This is a genomic window from Mesorhizobium sp. WSM4829 (assembly GCF_055811475.1).
This window is the reverse complement of record NZ_JBVVQJ010000036.1, coordinates 29101-46131: the sequence shown is the minus strand read 5'-3', so window position 1 is coordinate 46131 and position 17031 is coordinate 29101. Positions and strand designations below refer to the sequence as shown.

Annotated in this window: 13 protein-coding genes; 11 read left to right on the top strand and 2 right to left on the bottom strand. The window is 64.2% G+C overall.

Going from position 1 to position 17031, the window contains the following annotated elements; genetic code table 11:
* The first annotated feature begins 120 nt into the window (after nucleotides 1-120).
* Nucleotides 121-2745, top strand: a complete 2625-nt coding sequence (leuS, locus tag AC0L17_RS27125) for a leucine--tRNA ligase (RefSeq protein ID WP_473518049.1) — start codon at nucleotides 121-123, stop codon at nucleotides 2743-2745.
* Nucleotides 2732-3319, top strand: coding sequence for an LPS assembly lipoprotein LptE (locus AC0L17_RS27120; RefSeq protein WP_473518048.1), 588 nt, complete (start codon nucleotides 2732-2734; stop codon nucleotides 3317-3319). The genes leuS and AC0L17_RS27120 overlap by 14 nt, the downstream gene beginning before the upstream one ends.
* A 119-nt stretch (nucleotides 3320-3438) precedes the next feature.
* Here the strand turns inward: AC0L17_RS27120 and fsa are convergent, their stop codons facing one another.
* Nucleotides 3439-4092, bottom strand: coding sequence for a fructose-6-phosphate aldolase (gene fsa / locus AC0L17_RS27115; protein ID WP_473518047.1), 654 nt, complete (start codon nucleotides 4090-4092; stop codon nucleotides 3439-3441).
* Between the two features lie 190 nt (nucleotides 4093-4282).
* Between fsa and AC0L17_RS27110 the strand changes: the two genes are divergently transcribed.
* The 7 genes from AC0L17_RS27110 (at nucleotide 4283) to AC0L17_RS27080 (ending at nucleotide 12588) form a co-directional block, all read left to right on the top strand.
* Nucleotides 4283-6466, top strand: coding sequence for a primosomal protein N' (locus tag AC0L17_RS27110; protein ID WP_473518046.1), 2184 nt, complete (start codon nucleotides 4283-4285; stop codon nucleotides 6464-6466).
* 291 nt (nucleotides 6467-6757) lie between these two features.
* Entirely contained in the window at nucleotides 6758-7153 is a 396-nt protein-coding gene (locus AC0L17_RS27105) for an AGROH133_08824 family phage infection protein (RefSeq protein ID WP_287323507.1), read from the top strand.
* Nucleotides 7154-7399: 246 nt separating this feature from the next.
* On the top strand, nucleotides 7400-7960 hold the full coding sequence (locus AC0L17_RS27100) for a F0F1 ATP synthase subunit delta (protein WP_077380756.1): 561 nt from the start codon (nucleotides 7400-7402) through the stop codon (nucleotides 7958-7960).
* The gene (gene atpA, locus AC0L17_RS27095) at nucleotides 7960-9489 is read left to right on the top strand and encodes a F0F1 ATP synthase subunit alpha (RefSeq protein WP_023800086.1); all 1530 of its coding nucleotides are present in this window, start codon (nucleotides 7960-7962) and stop codon (nucleotides 9487-9489) included. Before AC0L17_RS27100 ends, atpA begins: the two co-directional genes overlap by 1 nt.
* Before the next feature lie 34 nt (nucleotides 9490-9523).
* Nucleotides 9524-10408: a F0F1 ATP synthase subunit gamma gene (locus AC0L17_RS27090; RefSeq protein ID WP_287247004.1), complete on the top strand. Its 885-nt coding sequence runs from the start codon at nucleotides 9524-9526 to the stop codon at nucleotides 10406-10408.
* Nucleotides 10409-10481: 73 nt separating this feature from the next.
* Nucleotides 10482-12065, top strand: coding sequence for a F0F1 ATP synthase subunit beta (gene atpD / locus AC0L17_RS27085; RefSeq protein ID WP_027154564.1), 1584 nt, complete (start codon nucleotides 10482-10484; stop codon nucleotides 12063-12065).
* Nucleotides 12066-12180: 115 nt separating this feature from the next.
* On the top strand, nucleotides 12181-12588 hold the full coding sequence (locus AC0L17_RS27080; protein ID WP_027154563.1) for a F0F1 ATP synthase subunit epsilon: 408 nt from the start codon (nucleotides 12181-12183) through the stop codon (nucleotides 12586-12588).
* 226 nt (nucleotides 12589-12814) lie between these two features.
* On the opposite strand, the gene AC0L17_RS27075 is transcribed toward AC0L17_RS27080, so the two are convergent.
* Nucleotides 12815-14299 (bottom strand): mannitol dehydrogenase family protein, encoded by a 1485-nt coding sequence (locus AC0L17_RS27075; RefSeq protein WP_473518045.1) that lies wholly within the window; start codon nucleotides 14297-14299, stop codon nucleotides 12815-12817.
* 176 nt (nucleotides 14300-14475) lie between these two features.
* On the opposite strand from AC0L17_RS27075, the gene uxaC reads away from it, so the two are divergent.
* Both uxaC and AC0L17_RS27065 read left to right on the top strand, forming a co-directional pair.
* Nucleotides 14476-15885, top strand: coding sequence for a glucuronate isomerase (gene uxaC / locus AC0L17_RS27070; RefSeq protein WP_473518044.1), 1410 nt, complete (start codon nucleotides 14476-14478; stop codon nucleotides 15883-15885).
* Between the two features lie 36 nt (nucleotides 15886-15921).
* Nucleotides 15922-16899, top strand: coding sequence for a TRAP transporter substrate-binding protein (locus AC0L17_RS27065; protein ID WP_473518043.1), 978 nt, complete (start codon nucleotides 15922-15924; stop codon nucleotides 16897-16899).
* The last annotated feature ends 132 nt before the right edge of the window (nucleotides 16900-17031 follow it).

The following is a 17031-nucleotide window of genomic DNA, read 5'->3' as shown; positions in this document are numbered from 1 at the left end:
CCTGGCCGGGGCGTCGCAGTTGACGGGTCCGGCAATCCATGGTGAACACCGCGACGACATTTCCTGAGCCGCCGGGCATGTCCGGCTGTTCGCGCATGCTTTTTAAGTGAAAAACACCCAATGGCAACCGAACGATACAATCCGCGCGCATCAGAGCCCAAATGGCAGAAGGCCTGGGACGCCAAGAAGCTGTTCGAGGCTGACAACGACGACCCGCGTCCGAAATACTACGTGCTCGAGATGTTTCCGTATCCGTCGGGGCGCATCCATATCGGCCATACCCGCAACTACACGATGGGCGACGTGGTGGCGCGCTACAAGCGTGCCAAGGGTTTCAACGTGCTGCACCCGATGGGCTGGGACGCCTTCGGCATGCCGGCCGAGAACGCGGCGATGCAGAACAAGGTCCATCCCAAGGACTGGACCTATCAGAACATCGCCGCCATGCGCGAGCAGCTCAAGGTCATGGGCCTGTCGCTCGACTGGGCGCGCGAATTCGCCACCTGCGATGTCGACTACTACCACCGCCAGCAGATGCTGTTCCTCGATTTCGTCAAGAAGGGGCTGGTGACGCGCAAATCCTCCAAGGTCAACTGGGATCCGGAGGACATGACGGTGCTTGCCAACGAGCAGGTCATCGACGGACGCGGCTGGCGCTCCGGTGCGCTGGTCGAACAGCGCGAGCTGACGCAGTGGTTCTTCAAGATCACCGACTATGCGCAGGACCTGCTGGACTCGCTGGAAGGCCTCGACGAGTGGCCAGAAAAAGTCAAGCTGATGCAGGCGAACTGGATCGGCCGTTCGGAAGGCCTGCTGGTCCGCTGGCCGCTGGCCACTCCAGTTGACGGCGAAGATGAGCTGGAGGTCTACACGACGCGGCCCGACACCATCTTCGGCGCCTCCTTCATGGCGGTCGCAGTTGACCATCCGCTGGCCAAGACGGCGGCCGAAAACAATCCGGCGCTGGCCAAGTTCATCGACGAGGTTCGCCACATGGGCACTTCGGTGGCGGCGCTGGAAACGGCCGAGAAAAAGGGCATGGATACCGGTATACGAGTCGTCCATCCGTTCGATGCGAACTGGACTCTGCCTGTCTATGTCGCCAATTTCGTGCTGATGGAGTACGGCACCGGCGCCATATTCGGTTGCCCGTCCGGTGACCAGCGCGACCTCGACTTCGCTAACCGATATGGGCTGCCGGTCATTCCGGTGGTGATGCCGGAAGGCGAGATCCAGGGAAACTTCCAGATCATCGACGAGGCCTATGTCGGCGACGGCGTGATGATCAATTCCCGCTTCCTCGACGGCATGAAGCCTGATCAGGCGTTCGACGAAGTGGCCAAGCTGCTGGAACAAAAGACCATCGGCAACCGGCCGATGGCCGAGCGCAAGGTCAACTTCCGCCTGCGCGACTGGGGCATTTCGCGCCAGCGCTACTGGGGCTGCCCGATCCCGATGATCCATTGCGAGGATTGCGGCGTGGTGCCGGTGCCGAAGGCGGACCTGCCGGTCAAGCTTCCCGACGACATCGAGTTCGACCGGCCGGGCAATCCGCTCGACCGCCATCCGACCTGGCGGCACGTCAAATGCCCGCAATGCGGCAAGGATGCACGCCGCGAAACCGACACGATGGACACGTTCGTCGATTCGTCGTGGTATTTCGCGCGCTTCACCGCGCCCCGGGCGAACGACCCAACCGATCCCAAGGCAGCTACCGAATGGCTGCCGGTCGACCAGTATATTGGCGGCATCGAGCACGCCATTTTACACCTGCTCTATTCGCGCTTCTTCACCCGCGCCATGCGTGAGACCGGCCATGTCGACCTCGCCGAGCCGTTCAGGGGCCTGTTCACGCAAGGCATGGTGGTGCACGAGACCTATCGGGTCGGCAGTGGCGCGAACAGCCGCTGGCTTGCGCCCAGCGAGGTGCGGCTGGAGGACGTCGATGGCAAGCGCCGCGCCATAGAAATCGCGACCGGCGAAGAGGCGGTGATCGGCCCGCTCGAAAAAATGTCGAAGTCGAAGAAGAACACGGTGAGCCCCGAAGAGATCACCGACGGCTACGGCGCCGACACCGCGCGCTGGTTCATGCTGTCGGACTCGCCGCCCGAACGTGACGTCGAATGGACCGACGAGGGCGCCGCCGGCGCGCACCGCTTCATCCAGCGTATCTGGCGCCTGGTGTCGACAGCCGCCGAATCGCTCGCCGGAATCCAGCCGGCAGCGGCGAAGCAGGGCGAGGCAGGGACTGTTTCCAAGGCCGCGCACAAGATCCTGAAATCGGTGGGCGAGGACATTGAAAAGCTCGCCTTCAACCGCGCCATCGCCCGCATCTACGAACTCGCCAATGCGCTCAACACGCCGCTCAACGAGGCGGCCGAAGGCAAGGCCGATCCGGCGCTCAAGGCTTCTTGCCGGCAAGCCGTCGACATCCTCGTGCATTTGATTGCGCCGGTCATGCCGCATCTGGCCGAGGAATGCTGGCAGGCGCTCGGCGGCATCGATCTGGTCGCCGAACGGCCCTGGCCTGTCTTTGATCCGTCGCTTGTCGTCGACAGCGAGATCGTGCTGCCGGTCCAGGTCAACGGCAAGAAGCGCGGCGATTTGACAATTGCCCGCGACGCGGACCAAGGTGCCGTCGAAAAAGCGGTTCTGGCTCTCGACTTCGTGCAGAAAGCGCTCGAAGGTAAGGCACCGCGCAAGGTGATCATCGTCCCGCAGAGGATCGTCAATGTCGTTGCCTGATCCGAGGAAGACAGAAGTGAGGCATTTGCTGCGCCGTGCCGCGCTGTATGGGCTGGTCGCTTCGGTTGCGCTGGTTTCGGCCTGCACGGTGCGCCCGCTCTATTCGAGCGCGCCGCTGTCGGCCGGTTCGCAAGTTGGCGCTGCCGCCGAACTCGGGTCCATCTCGGTCAAGCCGGTCAACACGCGCTACGCCCAGCAGGTCCGCAACAATCTGATTTTCGCGCTCGGCCAGGGTGCGGGCGAGCCGGCGTCGCCCGCCTATTCGCTCGATCTCGGCGTTACCGAACTTATTGAATCCGCTGCAAAGGTGCAGGTCACGACCGATGACGACGAACCAACCGCAGGCACGGTGACACTGACCGCGAATTATGTGCTGACCGACGCCAGGACCGGCACGACGATCGCGACCGGCAAGCGCTCGATAGCGTCGTCCTTCGACCGGCCCCGTCAGGAGTTCGCCTCCTACCGGGCGCAAATCGACGCCGAGAACCGCGCGGCGCGCGAACTGGCGGACCTGCTGCGCCTGTCGATCGCCCAGGCTCTGGTCAAGCACGGCAAGACGGTGGCGGGTTAGCGCCGTTCGGCCTGGATCGAGACGTTCCGGCTACCGCCGAGGCCTCGCAAAAAAAAGGCCGATTGTTCGGCCTTTTCTACGGGAACACGGCGTTTTGATTTCAGCCGATCTTCTTGATTTCAGCCGATTGTCTGGCCGGTCTTGGCCCAGTCGGCGAGGAACTGCTCCAGGCCCTTGTCGGTCAGCGGGTGCTTGACCAGCGCCTTCAGCGTAGCCGGCGGCGCGGTGATGACGTCGGCGCCGATCAGTGCGGCCTGCTTGACGTGGTTCACCGTGCGCACCGAGGCGGTCAGGATCTCGGTCTGGAAATCATAATTGTCGTAGATGGTGCGGATATCGGCGATCAGCTCCATGCCGTCCCAGCCGCTGTCGTCGATGCGGCCGACGAAGGGCGAGATGAAGGAGGCGCCGGCCTTGGCGGCGAGCAGCGCCTGGGTAGCCGAGAAGCACAGCGTGACATTGACCATGCGGCCGTCCGAGCGGATGTCCTTGCAGGCCCTCAGGCCGTCGAGCGTCAGCGGCACCTTGATGCAGACGTTGTCGGCGATCCTGGCCAGGGTCTTGGCCTCCGCCATCATGTCCTTGTATTCGGTGGCGACGACTTCGGCCGAGACCGGGCCCTTGACGATCTCGCAGATCTCTCTGGTGACTTCGGCGATCTTGCCGCCGGATTTGAGGATCAGCGAAGGATTGGTGGTGACGCCGTCGAGCAGTCCCAAATCGTTCAGTTCACGGATTTCCTTGACATCGGCGGTGTCGACAAAAAATTTCATGACGGTCTCCTGAAGATTTTTATCGCATCGGCCCGAAAATCGAATCGATTTTCGGAAAGCACGATGCGAGGTTTAAAGTTCTAGAGCGTACTTTGTGCGTCCGGATGGACGCACGTCGATCTAGTGCATGTCATGCACCTCTGGGGGTCGGACTTTGATCTAGACGAAAGTCGGGGCAAGGTCACGCCTCATGATCGAAGATTCGCCCTTTGTCGCGGCCGCACCGGTGCTGGTGCCGATGCCCGCCGAGCGGCCCTACACCTATGCCGTGCCCGCCGGCATGCGCGTGGTGCCGGGCTCGATCGTGCGCGTGCCGCTCGGTCCGCGCCAGGTTGCCGGCATCGTCTGGGACGGCGCCGTCGAAAAGGTCGATGCCAAAAAACTGCGCTCGATCGAGCAGGTCTTCGACTGCCCGCCGATCGACCGCGCCATGCGCCGCTTCGTCGACTGGATTGCGCAATACACGCTGTCGCCGCCCGGCATGGTGGCGCGCATGCTGCTGCGGGCGCCGGAGGCCTTCGACCCGGAACCGTGGATCGAAGGCCTGCAACGCACCTTGGCCAGACCCGACCGTGTGACGGATGCGAGGATGCGCGTGCTGGAGACAGCCGAAGGCGGGCTCGCCTGGACGCGGTCCGGGCTGGCGCATGCGGCCGGCGTGTCGTCGACGGTCATCGACGGGCTGAAGGCGCAAGGCGTGTTCGAGACCGTCATGATCCCGCCGCGACCGGTGGTCGCAGCACCCGACCCAGGCTACGCCCAGCCATCGCTGATGCCGGACCAGCGCGATGCAGCCGAGATGCTGCGCAGCAATGTCGCGGCCGGCGCATTCGGCGTCACACTGCTCGACGGGGTGACCGGATCGGGCAAGACCGAGGTCTATTTCGAGGCGGTGTCGGCGGCACTCGACCGCGGCAAGCAGGTGCTGATCCTGCTGCCGGAGATCGCGCTGACCCACGCCTTCCTCGAGCGCTTCCAGCAACGGTTCGGCGCCAAGCCGGCCGAATGGCACTCGGACCTGCCGCCAAGGATGCGCGAGCGTGTCTGGCGGCAGGTGGCGGAAGGTGGCGTGCGCGTCGTTGCCGGCGCGCGTTCGGCGCTGTTTTTGCCGTTCAGGGAGCTTGGGCTGATCGTCGTCGACGAGGAGCACGACCCCGCCTACAAGCAGGAAGACCGCGTCTTCTACAATGCCCGCGACATGGCGGTGGTGCGCGGCCACATCGGCGGCTTTCCGGTCGTGCTCGCCTCGGCGACACCGTCGGTCGAAAGCCGGGTCAATGCGAGCCAAGGCCGCTATAGCAGGGCGGTGCTTTCGGCGCGCTTTGCCGAGGCGGCGCTTCCCGACCTGAAGACGATCGACATGCGCCGCGCCCCGCCGGCACGCGGCGGCTTCCTGTCGCCGGTGCTGCTTGGCCATATGCGCCAGACACTGGAGAAGAAGGAACAGTCACTGCTGTTCCTCAACCGGCGCGGCTATGCGCCGCTGACGCTGTGCCGGGTCTGCGGCCATCGCTTCGGTTGCCCGGTCTGCTCGGCCTGGCTGGTCGAGCACCGCTTTCGCGGCCAGCTCGTCTGCCACCATTGCGGGCACAATGAGCGGCGGCCCGAGGCCTGCCCGGAATGCGGCACGCTCGACCATCTGGTCGCCTGCGGGCCGGGCGTCGAGCGCATCGCCGAAGAGGTCGTCGCGCATTTCCCCGACGCCCGCACCATCGTCCTGTCGTCCGACCTGATGGGCGGCGTGCGCCGGCTGAGGCTGGAGCTTGAAGCCATCGCAAATGGCGAGGCCGACATCGTCATCGGCACGCAGCTCGTCGCCAAGGGCCACAATTTCCCCAACATGACACTGGTTGGCGTGGTCGACGCCGACCTCGGCCTGGCCAATGGCGATCCGCGCGCCGCCGAGCGCACCTTCCAGCTGCTCAGCCAGGTGACCGGCCGCGCCGGCCGCACCGGCAAGAAGAGTCTTGGCCTGCTGCAGACCTTCCAGCCCGACCACCCGGTCATGCGGGCGATCGTCTCCGGCGACGCCGAGGCTTTTTACGAGCGCGAGATCGCCGAGCGCGAGCGGGCGGTGCTGCCGCCTTTCGGCCGGCTCGCCGGCGTCATCGTCAGTGCTGCGACGCGGGCGGAAGCGGAGGGCCATGCGCGGGGTTTGCGGCGCGCCGCACCTCAGGCCGCCGACCTGTTCGTGCTCGGCCCGGCCGAGGCGCCGCTGTCGCTGATCGGCGGCCGCCATCGCTTTCGCCTGCTGATCCAGGGCGAACGGCGCGCCGACATTCAGGGGTTCATTCGCGCCATGCTGGCCGAGGGACCGAAGCTGCGGGGCTCGGTGCGCGTGCAGGTCGACATCGACCCGCAGAGCTTTTTGTGAGGCGTTTGGAGTTAGCCTAGTCAGCCGCAGGCGGGTCTTGCAATATATTCCAGCACCACACCTCGAGCGCCTCACTCCCCGTGTGGTCTCATGTGGTCATAATGCATAGCGTTCCATAAAGGAGGAACAGCCCGTCATGAAGCTCTTGGTACGACGCGCATCCATGCCGAGGCGGCGGTCGTGTTCGCGTTGGACTGATGCGCGCCCGTAATTCGTGACGCGCATCTGGCGCATGGCTCTTGCTTCGCTAGAATGCCCGAAATTTCGAAACAGCCATTTGCGAGGGACAGTATGGAATTTGCGTTTCCGTGGCCGATGAGCCAGGGCGAGTGGCTGGCGTGGTCGAGCGCCGTCGTGACCTTGCTGTTCGGGCTGATGTTGTTCCTGGCGCCGGCATTGGCTTTCCGGATACTCAGACTGCAGGTCAAGCCCGAAAAGGCGGCGGCGATCGCCGAAGGGCGCGGCAGGATGTCGGGCTTCTATCTCGGCGTCGGCCTGTGCTGCATTCTGCTTGCGCAACCGCTGCTCTACATGGCGCTTGGCTTTTCCTGGCTGTTCACCGCCTTCGGCCGCCTGCTGTCGATGATGTCGGATGGCGCCAACACGCCCTTCAACTGGGTTTCCATCGTGGTGGAACTGGTGCTGGCGGCGCTGCCGCTTGCCTTCGCCTTCGGCTTTGTGCCTTGAATCAAAGGCTAATTCGGGACCGGCGGTCGAACCGCGCCGCCGGATGCGACAATAGTGCCTGAAAACCATGCCGGGCGACGCATTGCGGTCTTAAAATGCCTGTGCTAGACGGCAATCGACTTTCGGCCGGGGATAGCGGAAGCCGCGTCTTCGTGCTTGGAAAAATGCAGTAAGGTCAAAGATTTAGCCAGAGTTTTCGCTCGCGCCAATAATCTGCGGCCTGTCAGACAAGAGAAAAGACGGTCCGTGGCCCAATCGTCATCGCCAATCTCAGGTGTCGCAGAGCGCTATGCGGGTTCGCTGTTCGAGCTCGCGCTCCAGGCGAATTCGGTCGCCCAGGTCGAGGCCGACCTCAACAGTTTCGCGGCGATGCTCGAAGGCAGCGCGGATCTGACCCGCCTGATCAATAGCCCGGTGTTCTCCAGCGAGGACCAGGCCAAGGCCATTGCGGCGATCGCCGACAAGGCAGGGATCACCGGCCTCACCGGCAATTTCCTGCGCGTCGTCGCCCAGAACCGCCGGTTGTTCGCCATTCCCGGCATGATCAAGGCATTCCGCCAGATCGCCGCCGAGCATCGTGGCGAGACCGCCGCTGAAGTGACCTCGGCGCATGCGCTGACCGACGCCCAGCAAACCGAGCTGAAGGCGGCGCTGAAAAGCGTTGCCGGCAAGGATGTCGCGATCACCGTGACCGTCGATCCGTCGCTGCTCGGCGGGCTGGTGGTCAAGATAGGCTCGCGCCAGATCGATACGTCGCTCAAAACCAAACTCAATTCGCTCAAGCTTGCACTGAAAGAGGTCGGCTGATGGACATCCGCGCCGCGGAAATTTCCGCAATTCTGAAAGACCAGATCAAGAATTTCGGCAAGGAGGCCGAGGTCTCCGAAGTCGGCCAGGTTCTGTCCGTCGGTGACGGCATCGCCCGCGTCTATGGCCTCGACAATGTCCAGGCCGGCGAGATGGTCGAGTTCCCCGGCGGCATCCGCGGCATGGCACTCAATCTCGAAGCCGACAATGTCGGCGTCGTCATCTTCGGCGCCGACCGCGACATCAAGGAAGGCGATATCGTCAAGCGCACCGGCGCCATCGTCGACACGCCGGTCGGCATGGGCCTGCTCGGCCGCGTCGTCGATGCGCTCGGCAATCCGATCGACGGCAAGGGCCCGATCCAGGCGACCGAGCGCAAGCGCGTCGACGTCAAGGCGCCCGGCATCATTCCGCGCAAATCGGTGAACGAGCCGATGTCGACCGGCCTCAAGGCCATCGATGCGCTGATCCCGGTCGGCCGCGGCCAGCGCGAGCTGGTCATCGGCGATCGCCAGACCGGCAAGACCGCGATCATCCTCGACACGATGCTCAACCAGAAATCGGTGCACGAGCACGGCCCGGAGAAGGAAAAGCTCTACTGCGTCTACGTCGCCGTCGGCCAGAAGCGCTCGACCGTTGCGCAGTTCGTGAAAGTCCTCGAAGAGCGCGGCGCGCTCGATTATTCGATCATCATCGCCGCCACCGCTTCCGATCCGGCGCCGATGCAGTTCCTGGCGCCGTTCACCGCCTGCACGATGGGCGAATATTTCCGCGACAACGGCATGCACGCGCTGATCAGTTACGACGATCTGTCGAAGCAGGCCGTCGCCTATCGCCAGATGTCGCTGCTGCTGCGCCGCCCGCCTGGCCGCGAAGCCTATCCGGGCGACGTCTTCTACCTTCATTCGCGCCTGCTGGAGCGGGCCGCCAAGCTCAATGACGACAATGGCGGCGGCTCGTTGACGGCTCTGCCGATCATCGAGACCCAGGCCAACGACGTGTCGGCCTATATCCCAACCAACGTCATCTCGATCACCGACGGCCAGATCTTCCTGGAAACCAATCTGTTCTTCCAGGGCGTCCGCCCGGCGGTCAATGTCGGCCTGTCGGTGTCGCGCGTCGGCTCCTCGGCGCAGATCAAGGCGATGAAGCAGGTCGCCGGCTCGATCAAGGGCGAGCTCGCACAGTACCGCGAAATGGCGGCCTTCGCCCAGTTCGGCTCCGACCTCGACGCCGCGACGCAGCGCCTGCTCAACCGCGGTGCGCGCCTGACCGAACTCCTGAAGCAGCCGCAGTTCTCGCCGCTCAGGGTCGAAGAACAGGTCGCGGTGATCTTCGCCGGCGTCAACGGCTATCTCGACAAGTTGGCGATCGACCAGGTCAGCAAATTCGAGCATGGCTTGCTCAGCCACATGCGCTCGGCCGGCAAGGAGGTGCTCGACGGCATCCGCAAGGAGAAGGCGCTGTCGGACGATCTGCGCGCCAAGCTGAAGGCGGAGATCGACACCTTCGCCAAGACCTTTGCTTGAACGACGGCCGGACGGACGGGATCAGGTTTGAAGCATGCCTTCACTAAAAGACCTTCGTAACCGTATCGCCTCGGTCAAGGCGACGCAGAAGATCACCAAGGCGATGCAGATGGTCGCCGCGGCGAAGCTGCGCCGCGCGCAGGAGGCGGCGGAAGCAGCGCGCCCCTATTCGGAGCGCATGGGTGCGGTGCTGGCCAACATCACCCAGGCGATCGGCGGCGGCGGCGAGGCCCCGGCGCTGATGACCGGCACCGGCAAGGACGACGTGCATCTGCTCGTCGTCTGCACCGCCGAGCGTGGTCTGTGCGGCGGCTTCAATTCGCAGATCGCACGCCTTGCCCGCGACCACATCCGCAAGCTTTTGGCCGACGGGAAACAAGTCAAGATCATCTGCGTCGGCAAGAAGGGGTTCGACATCCTGCGTCGCGACTATGCGGCGCTGATCCTCGAGCGCGTCGACTTGCGCGAGGTGAAGACGCTGGGCTTCGTCAATGCCGATGGCATTGCCAAGAAGGTCATCCAGCTCTTCAACGAGGGCGGCTTCGACATCTGCACGCTGTTTTACTCGCAGTTCAAATCGGTGATCAGCCAGATCCCGACAACCCAGCAGATCATCCCGGCAGGCGTGCCTACCGCTCCCGCCGAAGCGACGGACGGCGGCAGTGCCGTCTATGAATACGAGCCGGAGCCGGGCGAAATCCTCTCCGATCTCATTCCGCGCAACATTTCCGTACAGGTTTTTCGCGCCCTGCTCGAAAACGCCGCCGGCGAGATGGGCGCCAAGATGAGCGCCATGGACAATGCGACGCGCAACGCAGGCGACATGATCAACAAATTGTCGATCACCTACAACCGCCAGCGGCAGGCGCAGATCACCAAGGAATTGATCGAAATCATTTCGGGCGCCGAGGCGCTCTAGGCGCGCTCGGATGAAGGTCAGCGACCTTCAGGCGGATCGCGTGAGAAACAAAGAGACGAAAAGGGTAAAGACGATGGCGAAAGCAGCGACCCCCCAGAAGGCGGCCCCGAAGACCGCCGCGACGGCGGCAGCACCGGCAAAGGCTCCGGCAGCGGCAGCGAAGGCGGCTCCGGCCAAGAAGGCGGCAGCGCCCGCCAAGGCTGCCGCGGCGAAGGCGCCGACCGTTGCCATCAACAAGACCGGCCTGGCCGGCAAGGTTCGCCAGGTCATCGGCGCCGTTGTCGACGTTCAGTTCGGCGAACATCTGCCGGCGATCCTGAACGCCCTGGAAACGTCCAATGTCGGCAATCGTCTCGTGCTCGAGGTGGCTCAGCATCTCGGCGAGAACACGGTGCGCTGCATCGCCATGGACTCGACCGAAGGTCTGGTTCGCGGCCAGGACGTCTATGACACCGGCGCGCCGATCACCGTGCCGGTCGGTCCGGGCATGCTCGGCCGCATCATCAACGTCATCGGCGAGCCGGTCGACGAGGCAGGCCCGGTCGACGGCATCGAGATGCGCTCCATCCACCAGCCGGCGCCGACCTATGTCGAGCAGTCGACGGAAGCACAAATCCTGGTCACCGGCATCAAGGTTCTCGACCTGCTGGCACCCTATGCCCGCGGCGGCAAGATCGGCCTGTTCGGCGGCGCCGGCGTAGGCAAGACGGTGCTGATCCAGGAATTGATCAACAACGTCGCCAAGGCGCATGGCGGCTTCTCGGTGTTCGCCGGCGTCGGTGAGCGCACCCGCGAAGGCAACGATCTCTATCATGAGTTCATCGAGTCCGGCGTCAACAAGAAGGGCGGCGGCGAAGGATCCAAGGCGGCGCTCGTCTATGGCCAGATGAACGAGCCGCCCGGCGCGCGCGCCCGCGTCGGCCTGACCGGCCTGACTGTTGCCGAATATTTCCGCGACCAGGGCCAGGACGTGCTGTTCTTCGTCGACAACATCTTCCGCTTTACGCAGGCTGGCTCCGAAGTGTCGGCGCTGCTCGGCCGAATTCCTTCGGCCGTGGGCTATCAGCCGACACTGGCCACCGACATGGGCGCGCTGCAGGAGCGCATCACGACGACGACCAAGGGCTCGATCACCTCGGTGCAGGCGATCTACGTGCCGGCCGACGACCTGACCGATCCGGCGCCCGCGACCTCGTTCGCCCACCTTGACGCGACGACCGTGCTCAACCGCGCGATCTCGGAAAAGGGCATCTATCCGGCCGTCGATCCGCTCGATTCGACCTCGCGCATGCTCGACCCGATGGTCGTCGGCGAAGAGCACTACCAGGTCGCCCGCCAGGTGCAGTCGATCCTGCAGCGCTACAAGTCGCTGCAGGACATCATCGCCATCCTAGGCATGGACGAGCTGTCGGAAGAGGACAAGCAGACGGTGGCCCGCGCCCGCAAGATCGAGCGCTTCCTGTCGCAGCCCTTCTTCGTCGCCGAAGTGTTCACCGGCGCGCCGGGCAAGCTGGTCGACCTCGCCGACACCATCAAGGGCTTCAAGGGCCTCTGCAACGGCGACTACGACCACCTGCCGGAAGCCGCCTTCTACATGGTCGGCGGCATCGAAGAAGCGGTCGAGAAGGCACAGCGCCTGGCGGCCGAAGCGGCGTGATTGGTGAATGGTCAATAGTGAATTGTAAATGGGGAGCAGCGGACAGGAAATCGAGGCTGAGTGAAGGTCTTTCGGACCATTCACCATTCACCATTCACCATTCGCTGAGTTGATCATGCCTGAAGCTTTCAAATTCGAACTGGTCTCGCCGGAGCGGCTGCTGGTTTCCGAGCAGGTCGAATCCGTCGTCATTCCGGGCGCCGAAGGTGAAATGACCGTCATGGCCCATCACGCGCCGGTCATGACCACGATCAAGCCCGGCGTCGTCACGGTAAAGACCGCGGAAGGCAAGGCAGAGCGCTACGTCGTGTTCGGCGGCTTTGCCGACATTGTTCCGGCCGGCTGCACGCTGCTGGCCGAATCGGCTGTAGCCGTCGGCGACATCGACCGCGCCGACCTCGCCCGCCGTATCCAGGAAGCCAGGGAAGACGTCGCCGACGCCAAGGACGACGAGACGCGCAGCAAGGCCGAGCAGTTCCTTAGCCAGCTCACCACACTCGAAGGCGCGATTTTGCCGGCATAGAGGGCAGGGCGCCACTTCCCTTCTCCCCTTGTGGGAGAAGGTGGATTGGCGCGCAGCGCCAAGACGGTTGAGGGGTGTTGGAAGAAATGAGGCGTCGGCGTTCTCGGGAACACCCCTCATCCGACCGAGCTTCGCTCGACCACCTTCTCCCACAAGTGGAGAAGGTAAGTGGGCGGTCGGCCCATTAGCGAATCTACCGCGGCGCATGGCGCGTTTCAGGGCGGCCTCATGGCCTTTTAGTGACTATCCCCAGCGCTGTGAAAGCAGCAGCCACGCCGCCCTGGCGCAGGCGTTCGAGATGGGCGGCCGCGAGGTCGATCAGCGTCAGGCGCTCGGCACCGCCCTTGGCGAAGCCGGCCAGGTCGAACACCGCCACCACCGCTTCGCCAGCCGACAGATGCCGAGTGTCGAGTGCGGCCAAAGCCAGGTCGAGCGGGTCGGTGAAGTGGTTTTCCGGCAAGGCTTTGCCGCGCGCCTCGCAAGCCGCGATCCAGGCAGCCACCACCAGCATCAGATAGGCGGGCGGGGCACCGTCACTCATCCGCTCCATTGCCGAGGCAATGATGCGCTGGGGCAGTTTCTGGCTGCCATCATTGGCGATCTGCGCCGTCCGATGGGCGAGCGCGGTGTTCGAATAGCGCTTGGCAAGCTGGGCCGTGTAGTCGGTCGTGTCGAGCCCGGCGTCCTTCGGCAGTGTCGTGATCGCCTCGGCCCACAATCCGTCGACGAATTGCCGGATCGCCGGATCGGCGAAGGCGCGGTCGACCGTCTCATAGCCGCTGAGCAGGCCAAGATAGGCGATCGCCGAATGCGAGCCGTTGAGCAGGCGCAGTTTCATGTCCTCAAACGGCCCGACGTCACCGACCATGGTGACGCCGAACCTTTCCCAGGCCGGCCTGCCCGCCGGGAAATCGTCTTCGACCACCCATTGGCAGAACGGCTCGGTCATGACAGGCCAGGCGTCGACGACGCCGAGCTGGCCCGATATCCGTGCCCGGTCGGCATCGGTGGTCGCCGGCACGATGCGATCGACCATGCTCGACGGAAACGCCACTTCATCGGCGATGTGGCGGGCGAGATCGGTACCGCGCAAAGCGGCGAATTCGACCAGCAGCCGGCGCAGGGTGGCGCCGTTGGCCGGGAGATTGTCGCAGCACAGCACTGTGAATGGCTGGATACCGGCGGCGCGGCGGCGCGCAAGCGATTCGGCCAGAAAACCATGCGCCGTCCGCGGCATTTGCGGGTTGGCCAAATCGTGGACGATGTCGGGATGGGCTGTGTCCAGTCCGCCACCCGCCGCCCTGAGATAGGCTTTTTCGGTGATCGTCAGTGTGACGATGGCGGTGCGCGGATCGGTCAGCGCGGCCAGCACCGCACCGGGATCTTCCGGCGCCACCAGCATCGACAGGATCGAGCCGACGACGCGCAGGCTTTCGCTGTCGCTGCTCCTGACCGCCAGCGTGTAAAGTCCGTCCTGCGGCGCCAGCGCGTCGCGTGTGTCGGCGCTGCGCAGCGAGACGCCGACAATGCCCCAATCCGTCTCTCCTGCCGCCAGGCAATCGTCGACATAGGCTGCCTGATGGGCGCGGTGGAATGCGCCGACGCCGAGATGGACGATGCCGGGTACGACACGGTTGCGGTCGTATCCGGGGACCGCGACCGAGGCCGGCAATGCCTGCCGCGTGCTGTTGGAAAGGCGTCTGTCTGTCATCGTGCGATGGGTCTGATCGAGCTCGTGCCGGGCGTGGCAGGCATGCGGCGTAACATCCGTTTCGTTCCCGCACAATGGGCTGACGTTGCGTTAAAGTCATCATACAACAATCTATTTTTTGTATGTTGACATTATTTCTTTCCGACCCTACCGATGGCCGGGATGGGAGGAACGACGTGGCCGCATTGACCGATCCGGATCTGCTGTTTCCGTCGGAGGCGCGTCCGCTGTCGCTCGCCCGCGATCTTTACGCCGCTGTCAAGGATCTGCCGATCGTCAGCCCGCACGGTCACACCGATCCGCGCTGGTATGCGCTCAACGAGGCGTTTTCCGATCCAGCGCAATTGCTTGTCGTGCCGGACCATTACATCTTCCGCATGCTGTTCAGCCAGGGCGTCCGGCTCGAGGATCTCGGCGTGCCAACGCTCGACGGCTCACCGGTGGAGACCGACGGCAGAACGATCTGGCGGCGCTTCGCCGAGCACTATCATCTGTTCCGCGGCACGCCGACGCGGCTGTGGCTCGACCATGTGCTTGCCCATCTGTTCGGCATCGAAGAGCCGCTGACGGCCGCAACCGCCGACGGCCATTACGACACGATCTCGTCCTTGCTGCAGTGGGAGAATTTTCGCCCGCGAGCCCTGTTCGAGCGCTTCAACATCGAGGTCATCGCGACGACCGAAGGCGCGCTCGACGATCTCAGATGGCACCAGATGATCCGCGACAGCGGCTGGGAGGGCCGCGTCGTCACCGCCTACCGGCCGGACGCCGTCGTCGATCCCGATTTCGAAGGCTTTTCTGCCAATCTCGATCGACTCGGCGACATCACCGGCTGCGATACCGGCAGCTGGGCCGGCTATCTCGATGCGCATCGCCAGAGAAGGGCCTTCTTCAAAAGTTTTGGCGCGACCGCGTCGGATCACGGCCATCCGACGGCAGAGACCGCCAATCTGTCGGATGCTGCCGCGCAGGAGCTGTTCAACCGCATCCGCCGGGGTTCGGACGACGAGCGTGAGCGAAAACTGTTTCGCGCCCAGATGCTGACCGAGATGGCCAAGATGAGCCGCGACGACGGGCTGGTCCTGCAGATCCATCCCGGCTCCTGGCGCAATCATTCGCCTGCCGTCTTCCACAAGTTCGGCAGGGACAAGGGTTTCGACATCCCGACCAGAACCGACTATGTGACGGCGCTGAAGCCGCTGCTCGACTGCGTCGGCCTGGAGCGCGACCTTGCAATCATCCTCTTCACGCTCGACGAGACCAGCTATGCGCGCGAACTGGCGCCACTCGCCGGCGTCTATCCTGCGCTGAAGCTCGGGCCGGCCTGGTGGTTCCACGACAGCCCGGAGGGCATGCGCCGGTTCCGCGAGATGACCACCGAGACTGCCGGCTTCTACAACACCGTCGGCTTCAACGACGACACCCGCGCCTTTCCATCCATCCCGGCCCGCCATGATGTTGCGCGTCGGGTCGATTGCGCCTTTCTTGCGCGTCTCGTCGCCGAGCACCGGCTCCGCGAGGACGAGGCGCACGAGCTGGCGCAGGAACTTGCCTATACGCTCGCGAAAAAGGCGTACCGGCTCTAACGGCGCTTGCCGCCATCGTTCAAACGGGAGGAACCAATGCTGCATTTTTCTAGACTGGCGGGAGCTACGCTACTGGCCGCCGCACTGATGGCCGGAACGGCAAGCGCCCAGACGGTCCTGCGCTCGTCCGACACGCACCCGGACGGCTATCCGACGGTCGAGGCGGTCAAATATTTTGGCGAGCTTGTGAAGGAGCGCACGGCCGGCCGCTATTCGGTCGATGTCTATCATTCCGCGCAGCTCGGCGAGGAAAAGGACACGATCGAGCAGGTGCGCTCGGGCGTGATCGACCTCAACCGCGTCTCGATGGCGCCGTTCAACGGACTCATCCCCGAAACCACCGTTCCCTCGCTACCCTACATCTTCCGCTCGGAAGACCATATGCACAAGGTCATGGACGGACCGGTCGGCGACCAGATTGCGGCGGCGTTCGAACAGGTCGGGCTGGTGCTGCTCGCCTTTTATGACGGCGGCGCGCGCTCCTTCTACAATTCGAAGAAGCCGATCAACTCTGTCGCCGATATGGCCGGCTTGAAATTCCGCGTCATCCAGTCCGACATCTTCGTCGACATGGTGGCCGCACTCGGCGCCAACGCGACGCCGATGCCGTATGGCGAGGTGTATTCGGCGATTGAAACCGGGGTCATCGACGGCGCGGAGAACAATTTTCCGAGCTACGACACCGCCAAGCATGCGGAAGTCGCCAAGCACTATTCGCTCGACGAGCACACGATGGTGCCGGAAGCTTTTGTCATGGCGAAGTCGAGCTGGGACAAGCTGACGCCGGAAGACCAGGCGATCTTCAAGGCGGCCGCCAAGGAAAGCGTCGCCAAGCAGCGTGAGCTGTGGGCCGCCAAGGTCAAGGAATCGCGTGCCAAGGTCGAGGCGGCCGGTTCGCAGATCACGACGCCGGACAAGCAGCCCTTCATCGACGCGATGGGACCGGTCTACGAAAAGCACGTCAAGGACGACAAGCTGAAGGCGATGGTCGAAGCCATTAGGGCCGTGCAGTGATCAGCGGCGGGGGGGGGGGGGGGGCCCCCCCCCCCGGGGGGGGGCCCCCCCCCGCCCCCCCCCCACCCCCCCCCCCCGCCCCACACGCCCCCCCCCCCGGGTGGTTGCGCGCAGCCACCCCGCGCCGGGGGG

Excerpts from the sequence above, each read along its gene's own strand:
- AC0L17_RS27105 (WP_287323507.1), top strand. The coding sequence starts at position 6,758 with ATGGAATTTGCGTTTCCGTGGCCGATGAGCCAGGGCGAGTGGCTGGCG.
- leuS (WP_473518049.1), top strand. The coding sequence starts at position 121 with ATGGCAACCGAACGATACAATCCGCGCGCATCAGAGCCCAAATGGCAG.
- AC0L17_RS27080 (WP_027154563.1), top strand. The coding sequence starts at position 12,181 with ATGCCTGAAGCTTTCAAATTCGAACTGGTCTCGCCGGAGCGGCTGCTG.
- atpA (WP_023800086.1), top strand. The coding sequence starts at position 7,960 with ATGGACATCCGCGCCGCGGAAATTTCCGCAATTCTGAAAGACCAGATC.
- atpD (WP_027154564.1), top strand. The coding sequence starts at position 10,482 with ATGGCGAAAGCAGCGACCCCCCAGAAGGCGGCCCCGAAGACCGCCGCG.
- AC0L17_RS27065 (WP_473518043.1), top strand. The coding sequence starts at position 15,922 with ATGCTGCATTTTTCTAGACTGGCGGGAGCTACGCTACTGGCCGCCGCA.
- AC0L17_RS27090 (WP_287247004.1), top strand. The coding sequence starts at position 9,524 with ATGCCTTCACTAAAAGACCTTCGTAACCGTATCGCCTCGGTCAAGGCG.
- fsa (WP_473518047.1), bottom strand. The coding sequence starts at position 4,092 with ATGAAATTTTTTGTCGACACCGCCGATGTCAAGGAAATCCGTGAACTG.
- AC0L17_RS27110 (WP_473518046.1), top strand. The coding sequence starts at position 4,283 with ATGATCGAAGATTCGCCCTTTGTCGCGGCCGCACCGGTGCTGGTGCCG.
- AC0L17_RS27120 (WP_473518048.1), top strand. The coding sequence starts at position 2,732 with ATGTCGTTGCCTGATCCGAGGAAGACAGAAGTGAGGCATTTGCTGCGC.
- AC0L17_RS27075 (WP_473518045.1), bottom strand. The coding sequence starts at position 14,299 with ATGACAGACAGACGCCTTTCCAACAGCACGCGGCAGGCATTGCCGGCC.